This is a genomic window from Amycolatopsis pithecellobii, from assembly GCF_009707865.1.
GTDB classification, from domain to species: domain Bacteria; phylum Actinomycetota; class Actinomycetes; order Mycobacteriales; family Pseudonocardiaceae; genus Amycolatopsis_E; species Amycolatopsis_E pithecellobii.
In genome coordinates this window covers 77,598-91,163 of the sequence record NZ_WMBA01000028.1, presented here as the reverse complement: position 1 = coordinate 91,163, position 13,566 = coordinate 77,598, and the positions used below count along the sequence as shown (strand labels likewise).

General features: G+C 67.5%; 13 protein-coding genes and 3 tRNA genes. 11 read left to right on the top strand and 5 right to left on the bottom strand.

From position 1 onward, the window contains the following. The first annotated feature begins 244 nt into the window (after nt 1-244). The 4 genes from GKO32_RS18875 to GKO32_RS18860 all read left to right on the top strand — a co-directional run bounded on the left by GKO32_RS18875 (nt 245) and on the right by GKO32_RS18860 (nt 907). Nucleotides 245-490 (top strand): hypothetical protein, encoded by a 246-nt coding sequence (locus GKO32_RS18875; RefSeq protein ID WP_154758190.1) that lies wholly within the window; start codon nt 245-247, stop codon nt 488-490. A gap of 151 nt (nt 491-641) precedes the next feature. Beyond that, nucleotides 642-714, top strand: a tRNA-Glu gene (locus GKO32_RS18870). Between the two features lie 14 nt (nt 715-728). Further along, nucleotides 729-802, top strand: a tRNA-Asp gene (locus GKO32_RS18865). Nucleotides 803-833: 31 nt separating this feature from the next. Further along, nucleotides 834-907, top strand: a tRNA-Phe gene (locus GKO32_RS18860). 223 nt (nt 908-1,130) lie between these two features. Here GKO32_RS18860 and GKO32_RS18855 read toward each other — a convergent pair. From GKO32_RS18855 to GKO32_RS18845, 3 genes are all read right to left on the bottom strand, one after another. Then, complete coding sequence (locus GKO32_RS18855; RefSeq protein ID WP_154758189.1) at nt 1,131-1,913, bottom strand: SDR family NAD(P)-dependent oxidoreductase; 783 nt, start codon at nt 1,911-1,913, stop codon at nt 1,131-1,133. A gap of 64 nt (nt 1,914-1,977) precedes the next feature. Beyond that, complete coding sequence (locus GKO32_RS18850) at nt 1,978-2,583, bottom strand: TetR/AcrR family transcriptional regulator (RefSeq protein ID WP_208024455.1); 606 nt, start codon at nt 2,581-2,583, stop codon at nt 1,978-1,980. A 59-nt stretch (nt 2,584-2,642) separates the two neighbouring features. After that, a complete protein-coding gene (locus GKO32_RS18845; protein WP_154758188.1) occupies nt 2,643-3,413 on the bottom strand; it encodes an NAD(P)H-dependent oxidoreductase in 771 nt (256 codons plus the stop codon). A 70-nt stretch (nt 3,414-3,483) separates the two neighbouring features. Here GKO32_RS18845 and GKO32_RS18840 point away from each other — a divergent pair, with 70 nt between their 5' ends. Further along, nucleotides 3,484-4,443 carry a GlxA family transcriptional regulator gene (locus GKO32_RS18840; RefSeq protein WP_208024454.1) on the top strand — a complete coding sequence of 320 codons (960 nt, stop codon included), beginning with the start codon at nt 3,484-3,486 and terminating at the stop codon, nt 4,441-4,443. A gap of 45 nt (nt 4,444-4,488) precedes the next feature. After that, entirely contained in the window at nt 4,489-5,106 is a 618-nt protein-coding gene (locus tag GKO32_RS18835; protein ID WP_154758186.1) for a TetR/AcrR family transcriptional regulator, read from the top strand. A gap of 15 nt (nt 5,107-5,121) precedes the next feature. Here the strand turns inward: GKO32_RS18835 and GKO32_RS18830 are convergent, their stop codons facing one another. Then, nucleotides 5,122-7,854 carry a sensor domain-containing protein gene (locus tag GKO32_RS18830; RefSeq protein WP_154758185.1) on the bottom strand — a complete coding sequence of 911 codons (2,733 nt, stop codon included), beginning with the start codon at nt 7,852-7,854 and terminating at the stop codon, nt 5,122-5,124. Between the two features lie 191 nt (nt 7,855-8,045). On the opposite strand from GKO32_RS18830, the gene GKO32_RS18825 reads away from it, so the two are divergent. From GKO32_RS18825 to GKO32_RS18810, 4 genes are all read left to right on the top strand, one after another. After that, on the top strand, nt 8,046-9,203 hold the full coding sequence (locus GKO32_RS18825; RefSeq protein ID WP_154758184.1) for a beta-ketoacyl synthase N-terminal-like domain-containing protein: 1,158 nt from the start codon (nt 8,046-8,048) through the stop codon (nt 9,201-9,203). A gap of 105 nt (nt 9,204-9,308) precedes the next feature. Beyond that, on the top strand, nt 9,309-10,430 hold the full coding sequence (locus GKO32_RS18820) for a 5-methyltetrahydropteroyltriglutamate--homocysteine S-methyltransferase (RefSeq protein WP_154758183.1): 1,122 nt from the start codon (nt 9,309-9,311) through the stop codon (nt 10,428-10,430). Nucleotides 10,431-10,460: 30 nt separating this feature from the next. After that, nucleotides 10,461-11,231 (top strand): IclR family transcriptional regulator, encoded by a 771-nt coding sequence (locus GKO32_RS18815; RefSeq protein WP_154758182.1) that lies wholly within the window; start codon nt 10,461-10,463, stop codon nt 11,229-11,231. An 11-nt stretch (nt 11,232-11,242) separates the two neighbouring features. Next, a complete protein-coding gene (locus GKO32_RS18810) occupies nt 11,243-12,415 on the top strand; it encodes a 4-hydroxybenzoate 3-monooxygenase (RefSeq protein WP_312868104.1) in 1,173 nt (390 codons plus the stop codon). Here GKO32_RS18810 and GKO32_RS18805 read toward each other — a convergent pair. Then, on the bottom strand, nt 12,391-12,969 hold the full coding sequence (locus tag GKO32_RS18805) for a TetR/AcrR family transcriptional regulator (RefSeq protein WP_312868103.1): 579 nt from the start codon (nt 12,967-12,969) through the stop codon (nt 12,391-12,393). The two genes, GKO32_RS18810 and GKO32_RS18805, sit on opposite strands and share 25 nt — an antisense overlap. Nucleotides 12,970-13,059: 90 nt before the next feature. Here GKO32_RS18805 and GKO32_RS18800 point away from each other — a divergent pair, with 90 nt between their 5' ends. Further along, complete coding sequence (locus tag GKO32_RS18800) at nt 13,060-13,518, top strand: nuclear transport factor 2 family protein (protein WP_154758180.1); 459 nt, start codon at nt 13,060-13,062, stop codon at nt 13,516-13,518. Nucleotides 13,519-13,566 lie beyond the last annotated feature (48 nt).

Sequence of the window (13,566 nt, the reverse complement as noted above, 5' to 3'; positions counted from 1 at the left end):
CCACAGGCGCTGACCGGGGGTGTGTCAGCACTGTGATTGTTACATGAGTCCGGCTCCGTTCGCGAGTGGTGAACGTGAAAAAGTCGGCCGGATTGTCATCTTGTCGTCGCTGTGCGTTCACCCGCGTTCGTGGCTCTGAGTGGGCATCGGGGTGGGCCAGGTTCACTCGGCGGGGGGCTGTGGTGCCGTTATTTCTCTGGCTAGCCTCGCGGCAAGTTGCTAGTACGAAGCTTTTGGAGGAGCTATGAGCGGGTCTGTGGAAGTGCGACAGTTCCTCCTTCGGTACGAAGGCGGCGACGCGAGCGCGTTGGGTGGGGTGCCGTCACAGCGCGCGGGTCAGCCGGATTCGCCGCGAGTGTCGGACGATCAGGTGCGGCGGGCCCGGCTCGCGGTCGCGACGGGCGCGACGGATGCCGAGGACTGCGCGTTGCTGTTGGACATGCTGGGCTTGGTTCCGGATGAGGACGGTCAGTTGCCGGCGCAGCGCTAGGAGCGGGGCGCGGCCCGGTTTTCCCAGCTAGACAAGCGTTTGCGGCGTTTAGGGATACCGGGTTGGAGGCCGTTTGGGGCGTGTCCTATGCTTGTAATCGCTCCCGGGGGGACCTGAGAGCGCGGTCGGTCGGTTCGCCGAAACCGGTCGAGCTCCCATCGTCCAGCGGCCTAGGACTCCGCCCTTTCAAGGCGGCAACGCGGGTTCGAATCCCGTTGGGAGTACGCAGTACAAGCAAGGCCCTGTGGCGCAGTTGGTTAGCGCGTCGCCCTGTCACGGCGAAGGTCGCGGGTTCGAGTCCCGTCAGGGTCGCAATAGCGTCTGGCACGCAGCCGGCGTTTCCGGCCAGGTAGCTCAGTTGGTATGAGCGTCCGCCTGAAAAGCGGAAGGTCGCCGGTTCGACCCCGGCCCTGGCCACCCTTCAAGAAGCCGCTCCGACCCAGGTCAGGGCGGTTTTTTCGATGACCAACGGGACACCAGTATTGGCCTGGACAAAGAGGTCCTGTTCGGGGCCGGGGTGGCGACAACGATGACTTTCGTCCGGGCGGCCGACCATCCGGACCGCGACGGGCCCCTGGGCACGGGATCCCGCCTGGGACGTCAGTCTCGTGAGGTCCGGGATGGTCGGCGTGACACACCGCTAGCGCAGCAGGATGCCGCCGTTGATGTCCAGGATTGTGCCGGTTACGTAGGCCGCTTGGGGGGACGTCAGGTAGGCCATCGCGTCCGCGATTTCGCGTGAGGTGGCTTGGCGGCCGAGGGGTATGGCGCCGTCCCGGCGCGCACGCGCTTCTTCGACGGTGATCCCGAATTCAGCCGCCGCGGCACGGAGTGCGTCGTCGTTCATCGGGGCGTCGACGAACATCGGGGCGACCCCGTTGACCGTGATCCGGTCGGGTGCGAGTTCGAGGGCGAGGCTCTTGATCATCGCGCCGAGCGCTCCCTTGGACGCGCTGTACACCGCCCGCCCTGGCGCGCCGGTCTGCGCGGTCGCCGAGTAGACGTACACGATGCTGCCACCCGGTGCGGTCAGCGCCGGCACCGCGCTGCGCGACAACAGGAACGGTCCCTTCGCGTTGACGGCCATCACCCGATCCCACTCGGCTGGATCAAGATCCTTGAGTGGCGACTTCGGCGTCACCACAGCGGTCGCGACCGCCAGCACGTCGAGCCGCCCGTGCCGGTCGACGGCGGCCGCGACCAGCGCGTCACAGGCCGCCGGGTCGGTGACGTCGGTCTGGATCCCGATGGCGCCCGAGCCGGGATGAGCCGCAGCGATCTTCGCCGCCACATCGGCGGCGCCGGGGCCCAGATCGGACAGCACGACTTTTGCGCCGTCCTCGGCGAAACGCCACGCGACGGCAGCACCGATTCCCGCCGCGGCGCCGGTGACGATCACGACGCGTGTTGTTGTATCAGGCATGGCCCAACCCCCCTGAGATTTTCCAACCTTATGGTTGGTGATGTCAGGCTATAGGGTCACCAACTCAATCTGCAACCGTAGGGTTGGTCCGGGGTAGGGCGATGCGTTCCGCGGCACGGACGACGGCGGCCCGGCGTCTGGCGCGCTCCGCGGGATTGTCCGCGCTGGCACCGGTCAACATCCGCGCGAGCTGGGGTACCGCGACCCACCACGCCGCGAGCGCGATGAGCATGAAAAGGGCGTAGTCGGCGTCGATTTCGTCGTCAAGGACGTCGTCGCGCTGGGCGTTGGCGTAGCGCTCGACCTTGTCGCGGTAGTGCGCGGAACGCTCCGGGTTGTCGGCCGGGCGCTGCGCCAGTGCTTCCCACAGCAACAGGCGAACCAGGTTCGGATGGTCCTGGTGGTAGTCGAAGGTACGGCCGGCGAACTCGCCGATGTCCGCGACGTCGCCATCCGGCCGCCCGACCGCGGCGGCGAGTTCTTTGAGCTGGTTGGACAACACCGTGTCGAACAGGGCTTGCTTGTCGCCGAAGTAGTTGTACAGCCGCTCCTTGTTGATGCCGGCGCGCTTGGCGATATCCGCCATGGTCGCTTCGGGTCCACGCTCGCCGAACTCGGCGATCGCGGCTTCCATCAGGCGTCGTCGCGTTTCTTCGGTATCCCAGGCCACGGCCGCAGTCTAGGCCAACCCTGGAGTTGGCCTACCGCACGAATCGCAGAATTCCAACCTTAGCGTTGGAAACGATGGATCCCCAGACCGCTGCCGCCGGGTTCGAGATGGGGCTTGAGCGCCAGGTTCTCGTTGTAGTCCCCGCCGTTCTGGGTCCGGAACGGGATCGGCTCCTCGGTCTCGAGTGTTTCCAGCCGTGCCCGCAACTCCTTGACCGCCCGCTCGAATTCCGGCGCCCCCGCGCGATCGGCGCTGTGCACCACGAATGGCGGCAGCACCGACATCCCCGTGTACCAGAAAGTGCCGTGCAGCAACGGAAACAGCACCTGTTCGAGCTCCCCGTTCACGCCGCGCGGGCCGAGGCTCGACGGTCGGCCGCCGACAGTGATCGCCGCGAGTGCGCGCTTTCCCGCGAGGTGGCCCTCGCCGTACCGCAGCACCCGGCCGTCCTCGCCGGTGAGCCCGTAACCGAAGCCCTTCACGAAGACCCGGTCCACCCAGCCCTTGAGGATCGCCGGCATTCCGTACCACCACAACGGAAACTGGAGCACGAGCACGTCAGCCCACTCGATTTTCTTGTGCTCCGCCTGGATGTCCGGGCTCAGCCGCGCCGACTCGTACGCCGTCGCGGATTCGCCGGCGACCACCAATCGCGTCTCGGGGTCCAGGTCGTAGTCCGCGCGGTCGACGACCGGGTTCCAGCGCATCGCGTACAGGTCCGACTGCCGGTACTCGTGCCCGAGTTCGGTCAGCGCGCGGAGTCCCTCGTCGCGAAGGGAGCCCGTCAGCGAGCGCGGTTCCGGATGGGCATGGATCCACAACACCTTCATGACCCCAGCGTGCGAAATCGTTGAGCTCGCAACCAGTGGCCGTGAGGCCATCTTGTGCAAGGATCGGGCCATGCATCGCGTCGTGGTCCTCGTCCGTGCCGGGGTTCTGCCGATCGAGCTGGGCATCGTGCACCGGCTCTTCGGACAGGCCCGCTCGGGCGAGGGCAAATCGCTCTACGACGTCGTGACCTGCGCTCTTGTGCCCGGTGAAGTGCAGACGGACGCCGACTTCACGATCGCCGTGGCGCACGGGCCGCAGGCGCTGGCCGACGCCGACACGGTGATCGTGCTGTCCGCCGCCGACGACTACGGACCGCAGACGGGCGGCCCGTTGCAGGGTCCGCCGGCCGACGCGTTCGCGCTCATCCGGCCTGGCACGCGCATCGCGTCCATCTGCACCGGCGTCTTCGTGCTCGCGGCGGCCGGCATCCTCGACGGCCGCCGCGCGACGACGCACTGGCGCTCGGCCTGGCAGCTGCGCGAGCTGTATCCGGCGATCGATGTCGAGGAGAACGTGCTCTACACCGACTCCGGTGACGTGCTGACCTCGGCGGGCGTCGCGGCTGGGCTCGACCTGTGCCTGCACATGATCCGGCGCGATCACGGCGCCGCCGTCGCGAACGAGGTTGCGCGCGGCACGGTCGTCGCGCCGCATCGCGAGGGTGGACAGGCCCAGTTCATCTCCCGACCGGTGCCCGAGCCCGGAGTTTCCTCCACGGCCAACGCGCGTGCCTGGGCGTTGCGGCATCTCGACCGCCCGCTGTCGTTGCGGGAGCTCGCCGCGTGTGACTCGATGAGCGTGCGCACCTTCACCCGCCGCTTCCGCGAGGAAATCGGTGTCTCCCCGGTGCAGTGGTTGACCCAGTTGCGCGTCGAGCGGGCTCGTCAGCTGCTGGAGGAGTCCGATCTCCCGGTCGACCGGATCGCGACGCACGCCGGCTTCGGTACAGCCGCGTCGCTACGCCAGCATTTTCAAACCGCGGTCGGCGTCTCGCCGAGCATGTACCGGGCGACTTTCCGCGGTGCCTGAAAGCGCTTTCACAGACGACTTGCCGGAGACCGATAAGGTGATCGGATGGCTGGCGTGAAGCGGCGCACCCAGGCCGAGCGACGAGAGGCGACCCGGACCGCGTTGCTGGAGGCGACCGTCGAGTGTCTCGTCGAGTTCGGCTATTCCAATGTCACCGCGGCGCAGATCGCCGGTCGCGCCGGGGTGACCCGTGGCGCCCAGGCGCATTACTTCGCCACCAAGGCGGAACTCGTGGTCGCCGGTCTCGAACACGCGACGGGCCGGATCATCCAGCAGTTCCGGGCCGACCCACCGCACTGCCCGACCGAGACGGAAAGCGTGCTGGCACTGGTGGATCGGCTGTGGGCGCTGCATGACGGCGCCACGTTCACCGCGCTCGTCGAGCTGTGGCTGGGCAGCCGCACCGATCCGGAGTTGCGCCGGCACGTGCACCGGTTGAACAGGGAGCTCACCGTCGGGATGAGCGAGCTCCTCAACCAGGTCGCCCCCGATTTCCTGCGCAGACCGCGCGGCGCATCGGCCATGGTGACCGCACTCGCGGCGATCCGGGGAGTCGTGCTGACGAGCTTCGTGTCGAGTGGACAAACCACGACGGCGTTGTGGAAAGCCATTCGCGCCGAGATCGTGCAGCTGGCCACCGATGTGATCAAGCAGCAGCCGTGAGGCGTCCGCTGTGGATCAGGACCAGAGTTCCGCCGCCGGGCGGGGTCTCCCGAGCAGATACCCCTGAGCCTGGTCACAACCCAGGTCGCGCAACAGGTTCAGCTGCGTCCTGGTCTCCACGCCTTCCGCGACCACGGTCAGGTGCACCGCATGTGCCATCGCGATGATGCTGGTGACAATGGCTTCCGCGTCGGTGGACTCGCCGAGGCGCATCACGAACGAGCGGTCGATCTTCAACGTGTCCAAAGTGAGCCGTTGCAGCTGGGCGAGTGACGAGTAGCCGGTGCCGAAATCGTCGATCGCCAAGCGGACCCCGAGTTCCCGCAACGCGGCCAGTGCTTCGCTCGCCAGTGCCGAGTCACGCATCAGCGCGCTTTCCGTGATCTCCAGGCACAATGCATTCGCCGGCAACCCGGTCGTGTGCAGCGCGTGCTCCACATCGGAAATCAGCGCGGGGTCATCCAGCTGCCGCGTCGAGAGGTTGATCTTGAGATCGACGTCGATGCCACGCGCCCGCCGTGCCGCCAGTTCCTGTGTGGTGATGCGCAGAACATGTGCGCCCAGCTGGTTGATGAGGTCGCTTTCCTCGGCCAGCGGGATGAACTCCATCGGCGGCACCGCGCCGTGCACCGGGTGCGTCCACCGCAGCAGGCCCTCGACCGCAACCATCTCGTTGGTCCGCAGGTCCACCACCGGCTGGTAGGCGGCCCACAGTTTGCCGAGACGCACCGCGTCGCGCAGGTCCTGTTCGAGCCGCAGCCGCCGTTGCATCCGGCGCCGTAGCTCCACATTGAAGAACTCGTACCGGCTGCGGCCCAGCGTTTTCGCTTGGTACATCGCGACATCCGCGTCTCGCAACAGCTCGTCGGCCGCCCGCCGGTCCCCAGGGCCGGCGAGCACGATCCCGATGCTGGCGTCCACATGCAACTTCCGGCCGTCCACCGAAACCGGCCGGGTCAGCCATTCACGCAGGCGCTCGGTGAGTGCCTTGACCTCCGGCTCACCGTGCACATCGGACACGAGCACGACGAACTCGTCACCGCCGAGCCTGCCGACGACGTCCTCGTCACGCACCGCGCGGCGCAACCGCTCGCCGGCGATCTTGAGCACCCGGTCGCCGATGGAATGCCCGAGGGAGTCGTTGATGACCTTGAACTTGTCGAGATCGATGAACAGCACCGCGATCGACTTCCGTTCCGGCCGGTGCAGCCGCGAGGACAGCTCGTCGAGGACCAGCGTCCGGTTCGCGAGTCCGGTGAGCGGATCGTGCGTGGCGTCGTGTTCGAGACGCTCGCCGATCGCGCGGCGTTCGGTGATGTCGGTGAAGGACAGCACGTACGCGCTCAGATCGCTGTCCTCGGGATTCATCGCGCGGCACGACGCCGACAGCCACACGTTGCGTCCGTCGCGGCGTAGCACGCGCATCACGCGCCCGTGCTGCGCGACTCCGGTGCGGCGGACCTGCGCCGCCGGGTACTCGCTCGGCGGCATCCGCTGCCCGGATTCGTCGTAGATCGGCCAATCACGCGGTGACGAGCCGACCATCGTCGACTCCGGCACCCCGAGGATCCGCTCCGCGGCCGGATTGGCCGAGATGACGAGCCCGTCCGCGCTGAGCACCAGCACGCCTTCGTCGAGGGACGCGACCACCGTGCTGTACTGCCGTTCCATCCGGCGCCGCGCCGTTTCGTCGGCGCACACCAGCACGAAACCGTCGTCCATTTCGGCCGCCGACACCCGCACGCTGAGCGCCGAGCCGTCCGCCGCGCGGTGGGTCTCCTCGCTGACCCCGCCGCCTTTGAACACCGCCGCCGGGTCCAGCGGGGCGCCGACCAGCTCACCCACGCGACGGCCGAGCGCGCCGGCCGCGGTCAGCCCGTATATCGCCTCGGCCGCCGGATTCCAGCTGGTCACCCGCCCCATGGCGTCGGTGGCGATGATGGCGTCGCTGACGTGCTCGACGAGCGCGGCCTGGTAGCGCAGCGCGGTTTCGGCGGCCTTCTTCGCGCTGACGTCACGCATGATCACCTGGAACGCGGGGCGGCCCATCCAGGTGGTGCGGACGGAGACGACATCCATCACGTGTCGCGTGCCGTCCGCGCGCACGAAAATCGCCTCGGCCGGCTCCGAAGTGGCCCCCGGTTCGGTCAGGCGGCTGAGCCGGTCGAACATCTCCGGTTGCGACAGCAGGTCCACGAAATCGGTGATCGGCTTACCCAGCAGCGCCGCCTTCGAGCCGCCGCCGGCGAAATTCACCGCCGCGGGGTTGGCGTAGACGATCGCCCGGTCCTGATGTACGACGATCATGTCCGGGCTCAGCTCGACGAGCAGCCGGTAACGGTCGGCGAGATCGGCGAGCTCGCGGCGGTCCTCGTGCCGGTCGGTCACGTTGTGCGCGATCCCGAACAGCTGCCCGTCGCCACGGCGTGCGGTGAACCGGAGCCAGCGCGTGTCACCGCCGGGAGCGGTATAGGACTTCTCGAGCTCGAGGTCTTCCCAGATGGCCGTGGTGCCGGCGGTGACGACGAGCGGCTTGATCAACTCGGCGAGGCGTGCTCGCAGGTCAGTATCCTCGGCTTGCGGGATACCGAGTAGCTCGGCCAACCCGGAGCTCCAGGACAGCTGGTCGGTGGCGAAGTCCAGTGACCAGACGACCCCGCGACCGGCCGCCAGCGCCAGGTCGATGACCTGATCGTGTTCGAGCGACACCTCGCCGGGCCGGTGCGCGCCGTTGGCGTTTGCGTCCATGGTCCGTCCGATCCGCCGAATTGCCCGAGATCCGCCGCTACTCCATTCGGAGTATCGGCCTCGGACGAAAGCACTCTTCCCGTCGCTTCCAGCCTGCCACGGCAAGTGATGTGAAGTCGCTGGTCGTTGGCCTAACAGATCCGTTTCCGCCTGGAACGGATCGTAGAGGTAATGAACAGGAGGGGCGAGTGATGATCTCGCGAGAAATCGGTATTTGCGGAATCGGAGCGGTCACCGGCTACGGCTGGGGCCGGGAGGTGCTGTGGGACGGCCTGTCCTCGGGCAAGTCGGCCGCCACTTTGGAGGGTGGCTACGGCAAGGACCGGGACGAGACGGCTTGGGTCGCGAAGGTTCCGGACGGCGGTGACCCGATCGACGGGCGCAGCCGTTTCGCGCGGGCCATGCGGGCGTCGGCGAGGGAAGCCATCGCCGACGCGGAGCGGCGTGGCTGGCAGCCAGGGCCAAGAGTGGGCCTGCTGCATGCCGTCGTGCTCGGCGAGGTGGACTTGTGGCGCGAGTTCTACCACGACGAGCAGACCCTCAAGGCGCGTGACTACCTGGCACTCATGCCGTCGACCCCGATGTCGACGTTCATGCAGGAGTACGGCTTCCACGGTCCCGCGATGAACGTGTCGGCGATGTGCGCCTCGGGTAACGCCGGGCTGCTCACCGCCAAGGCCTGGCTCGACGCCGGGATCGTCGACGACGTCGTGTTCGTCGCGACGGATCTGTCGCTGGTGCCGGAGAACGTGCTGCATTTCGTCCGGCTCGGGGTGGCGATCACCGACACCGAGCCGCTCGACGCGTGCCGCCCGTTCCAGGAGGGCAGTCGCGGGTTCAGCATGGGTGAGGCCGCGGTTTCGTTCGTGCTGTCCCGGAACTCGGGCCGGCCGTACGCGCTCGCGCTCGGTGGCGCGATGTCGCACGACGCGCATCATGTGACGTCGATCGACATGGGTCTCGACCAGGTCCGTGGCTGTTTCCGCGATGCGCTGGCGAATGCGGGCGTGCCGACCTCGGCCGTGCGTTACCTCAACGCGCACGGTCCGGGCACGAAGCAGTGTGATCGCGCCGAAGCGACCATGCTGGACGAGTTGTTCGGTGCCGAAACCGCTCTCTACTCGGTGAAGCCGCTTGTCGGGCACTGCCAGGGGGCGGCTTCGGCGGTGGAGACCGCGGTGGCCGCGTTGGGTTACGACCGGGGTTTCCTGCCGGCGCCACCCACCGTCGCGCCGGGACACCCGCAATTGCTCAACGGGCGGACCGAGATCGAGGACGGGCTGACCGTCAAGTCCTCACTCGGCATGGGCGGACATAACTCCGTTGTGGTCCTTGCTCCGCCTGCGTAGAGATCGGGCCGTGAAGGACTTCGCGTGGAGGGGTCCTTCACGGCCCTTTTCCGGGCAGCGGAGCGTGGGTTGCGGGCATGGCGAGACTGCGACGAGGATCGGGGTATGACTCCGCGCACAACACCGCCGTTTCGCGCCGATCATGTCGGAAGCTTGCTGCGTCCCGCGAAACTGCATGAGGCAAGAGAGAAATTCGCCAACGGGGCGATCGACGCCGACGAATTGCGGGCCGTCGAGGACGAGTCCATTCGCGGCGTTGTCGAATTGCAGCGCGCCGCCGGGTTGCGGTCCGCCACCGACGGCGAATTCCGCCGGGCGTCCTGGCACATGGATTTCATCTACCAGCTGCACGGCATCCGCAAGAGCGACCGGAAGCTGCACGTCAAGTTCCACAACGCGGCCGGTGATCTCGACTGGAGCCCGGCCGGGCTCGAGGTGCACGACAAGATCGGCCTTGACGGTGTCATCTTCGGGCGGCATTTCGAGTATTTGAAGTCCATTGTGGACTCTCGGATCACCCCGAAGCAGACCATTCCTTCGCCGAGCATGGTCTACTACCGCGGCGGGCGGTCTGCGGTCAGCGAGTCGGTGTATCCGGAGCTGGAGGAGTTCTACGCCGACTTGGCCGCCGCATATGCGAAAGAGATCGCGGGCATGGCGTCACTCGGGTGCACGTATCTGCAACTGGACGACACGAGCCTGGCCTACCTCAACGACCCGGAGCAGCGGGCGCTCGTGGCGAGCATGGGCGGCGATCCGGGCAACCAGCATGTGCGCAACATCAAAACGCTGAACGCCGCGCTCGCGGACAAACCCGCCGGAATGACCGTGACCACTCATCTGTGCCGCGGAAACTTCCGCTCGTCCTGGGTGGCGCAGGGCGGCTACGACTTCGTCGCGGACGCGTTGTTCAACGAGCTCACTGTGGACGGTTACTTCCTCGAATTCGACGACGAGCGTTCCGGCGGGTTCGAACCGTTGCGTTTCGTGCCGAAGGGCAAGTACGTCGTGCTGGGCCTGGTGACCACGAAACGCGGCGAGCTGGAAAGCGTCGACTCGCTGCGGCAGCGTATCGACGCGGCGTCGAAGTACGTCGACATCGATCAGTTGTGCCTTTCCCCGCAATGCGGCTTCTCCTCCACGGAGGAGGGCAACGATCTCACCGAGGATCAGCAGAAGGCGAAGCTGGAGCGGATCGTGGAGACCGCCGCGCTCGTCTGGGGCTGATGCCGGGGGAATGCGGCTTATGCTGAGGAGATGCGGCACACCTCGGCACAGGCGCCGTCGGTCGTCGACCGGGTGCTCGACGTGTTCGGCGCGTTCACGGCGCAACGGCCCGCGCTGAGCCTGTCGGAGCTGAGCCGCCGGGCCGCCCTGCCGCTGTCCACGACGCACCGGATCGTCGGTGAGCTGGCCCGGCGTGGCGCACTGGAGCGCCAGGATGACGGGCACTATCGCGTCGGACTGTGGCTGTGGGAAATCGCGTCGCTGTCGCGTGGCATGGGGTTGCGGGACGCGGCCATGCCGTTTCTCGAGGACCTCTACGAGGCGACGCACGAGAACGTGCAACTGGCTGTCCTCGACGCGTCCGAAGTGGTCTACGTGGAGCGGATTTCTGGCCGCAACGCCGTCAGCGTCGTGTCACGGGCGGGCAGCCGGCTCGACGCGCACGCGACCGGGGTCGGGCAGGTGCTGCTCGCGCACGCGCCCGCCGAAGTGCAGGAGAAGGTGCTCGCCGGGCCGTTGAAGGCCTACACCCCGAAGACGATCTGCTCGCCGGACGAACTGCGCCGCGTGCTGGCCGGTGTCCGGCGCGACGGTTTCGTGATCAGTGATCGGCAGGTCGAGCTGGTTTCGCTGTCCGTCGCCGCGCCGGTGCACGGGCCCGAGGACACTGTGGTGGCGGCGATCTCGATCGTGGTGCCGGCGCAGGGTGCGGACGCGTGGACGCTCGTGCCGGCGGTCCGCGCCGCCGCGCGGGGGATCTCGCGTAGCCTCGGCGCGCCGAGGGCGCGGCCGGCTCGGTGAAGGAGGTTCAGGTGGCGCGAACCCAGGTGGGCATCATCGGTGCGGGGCCGGCGGGTCTGTTGCTGTCGTACCTGTTGCACGCCGAAGGTATCGACGCCGTCGTGCTCGAAGCACGCAGCCGCGAGTACGTGGAACGGCGAGTGCGCGCGGGTGTGTGCGAACACCCGACCGTCGAGCTGCTGCGGGAGATCGGTGTCGGTGCCCGGATGGACGCGGAAGGCTTGCCACACCACGGGTTTTCGCTACGGTTCGACGGCGCGGACCACCGGATTGCGCTGACCGAGCTGACCGGCAAGTCGATCATGGTGTACGGGCAGCAGGAGATCGTGAAGGACCTCATCGCCGCGCACGAGGCCAAGGGGCATCCGGTCGAGTTCGAAGTGGCCGATGTGGAACTGTCTGATGTGGACGGTGAGCGGCCACGGGTGCGTTACCGCGACGTGGATGGGAAACCGCGGGAACTGCAGTGCGCGGTGATCGCGGGCTGCGACGGGTTCCATGGTGTGAGCCGGCCGTCCGCCCCGGGGTTGAAGCCGATCGATCGCGAGTATCCGTTCGCCTGGCTCGGCGTGCTGGCCCGTACCCCGCCGTCGCACGAGGAGCTGATCTACACCTACCACGAGCGCGGTTTCGCCCTGCACAGCATGCGTTCGCCGGAGGTCACGCGGCTGTATCTGCAGGTTCCCCAGGACGAGAAGATCGAGGAGTGGCCCGACGACCGGATCTGGTCGGAGCTGTCGGCGCGGCTCGCGACGTCGGACGGGTTTTCCTTGCACGAGGGGCCGATCCTGGACAAGAGCGTCACGCCGATGCGCAGTTTCGTGGCCGAGCCGATGCGATACGGCCGGTTGTTCCTGGCCGGCGACGCCGCGCACATCGTCCCGCCCACCGGGGCGAAAGGCATGAACCTGGCCGTCGCCGACGTGCGAGTATTGTCGCGGGCACTGGTGGAACTGCTGCGGCACAACCGAAGCGAGCTGGCCGAGTCCTATTCGGACACTTGCCTCGCGCGGGTGTGGCGGGCCGAGCACTTCTCGTGGTCCATGACGTCGATGTTGCACACCGCCCCTGGTGCCGACGACTTTCAGCGTCGCCTCCAGCTCTCGCAGCTGCGCTATACCGTGTCTTCGACAGCCGCGGCGACGAGCCTCGCGGAGAACTACGTGGGCCTGCCGTTCGAGTAGTGTGCGGCCAGGATCGCCTCGGCCGCGGCGCGCGCGTGGCGGGCGGAGTCCGGGTTCCCGGTGATCGCGGCCGTGACGATCGCTCCTTCGATGAGCAGGAACAGTTGCTCGGTCACCCTGGCGGGATGATCGACCGGCAGCCGCCGCACAAGGCGGGCCACATAGCGTTTGAGTTCTTCTTTGTGCTCACGGGCGATCACGGCGACCGCCGGCGACGTGGTGCCGAGCTCGCCGAACGAGTTGATGAAGGCGCAGCCCCGGAAACCGGGCTCGGAAAACCAGTCGTACAGCCAATCGAAGACCCCCGCGAGGCGATCGGCGGGTTCGGTCCGCTGCTCGACGACCGAAGCCAGGTTGGCCCGCCACCGCTGGTCCCGCCGCCGCAGGTAGGCCGCGACGAGCTCGTCCTTCGACGGAAAGCACTGGTACAAGCGCTTGAGTGAGACCCCGCAGGCGGCGCGGACGGCATCCATGCCCACCGCCTGCACGCCCCGCTCGTAGAACAGCTCCTCGGCGGCGTCGAGCGCCCGCGTGGTGGCCTCGGCGTGGTCCACGGAACCTCCGGTTGACAAGTGAGAACGGTCGTTCTCTACGATAGCGCACAGCGGAGAACGAACGTTCTCCGACGACGAGGAGGTACCGAGATGAGCCCGCGACCACCGTTCCCGCCGTTCGACGAGGAGACCGCCCGGCAGAAGGTGCAGGCCGCCGAGGACGCGTGGAACACCCGGGATCCGGAGCGGGTGGCGCTGGCCTACACCGAGGATTCGGTGTGGCGCAACCGGGACACATTCGTCACCGGCCGCCACGCGATCGTCGAGTTCCTGCGGGACAAGTGGGAGCGCGAGCTGGATTACGCGCTGCGCAAGGAACTCTGGGGTTTCCGCGGCAACCGCATCGCCGTGCGGTTCCAGTACGAGTGCCACGACAAGGATGGGCAGACTTGGCGTAGCTACGGCAACGAACTGTGGGAGTTCACCGACGAAGGGCTCATGCGCCGGCGTGAGGCGAGTATCAACGACGTTCGCATCGGCAAGGAAGACCGGCGCATCTTCGGCCCCCGGCCCGACGGCGAGCGCGGTGTGCTGTTGCCCATCCGGTGAGGTCTCGTCAACCGGTGGTTGACGACGGCGAGGTCGTCAACCTAAGGT

Coding starts and splice junctions, on each gene's coding strand:
- GKO32_RS18875 (WP_154758190.1), top strand. CDS start 245: ATGAGCGGGTCTGTGGAAGTGCGACAGTTCCTCCTTCGGTACGAAGGC.
- GKO32_RS18855 (WP_154758189.1), bottom strand. CDS start 1,913: ATGCCTGATACAACAACACGCGTCGTGATCGTCACCGGCGCCGCGGCG.
- GKO32_RS18845 (WP_154758188.1), bottom strand. CDS start 3,413: ATGAAGGTGTTGTGGATCCATGCCCATCCGGAACCGCGCTCGCTGACG.
- GKO32_RS18840 (WP_208024454.1), top strand. CDS start 3,484: ATGCATCGCGTCGTGGTCCTCGTCCGTGCCGGGGTTCTGCCGATCGAG.
- GKO32_RS18835 (WP_154758186.1), top strand. CDS start 4,489: ATGGCTGGCGTGAAGCGGCGCACCCAGGCCGAGCGACGAGAGGCGACC.
- GKO32_RS18830 (WP_154758185.1), bottom strand. CDS start 7,854: ATGGACGCAAACGCCAACGGCGCGCACCGGCCCGGCGAGGTGTCGCTC.
- GKO32_RS18825 (WP_154758184.1), top strand. CDS start 8,046: ATGATCTCGCGAGAAATCGGTATTTGCGGAATCGGAGCGGTCACCGGC.
- GKO32_RS18820 (WP_154758183.1), top strand. CDS start 9,309: ATGACTCCGCGCACAACACCGCCGTTTCGCGCCGATCATGTCGGAAGC.
- GKO32_RS18815 (WP_154758182.1), top strand. CDS start 10,461: ATGCGGCACACCTCGGCACAGGCGCCGTCGGTCGTCGACCGGGTGCTC.
- GKO32_RS18800 (WP_154758180.1), top strand. CDS start 13,060: ATGAGCCCGCGACCACCGTTCCCGCCGTTCGACGAGGAGACCGCCCGG.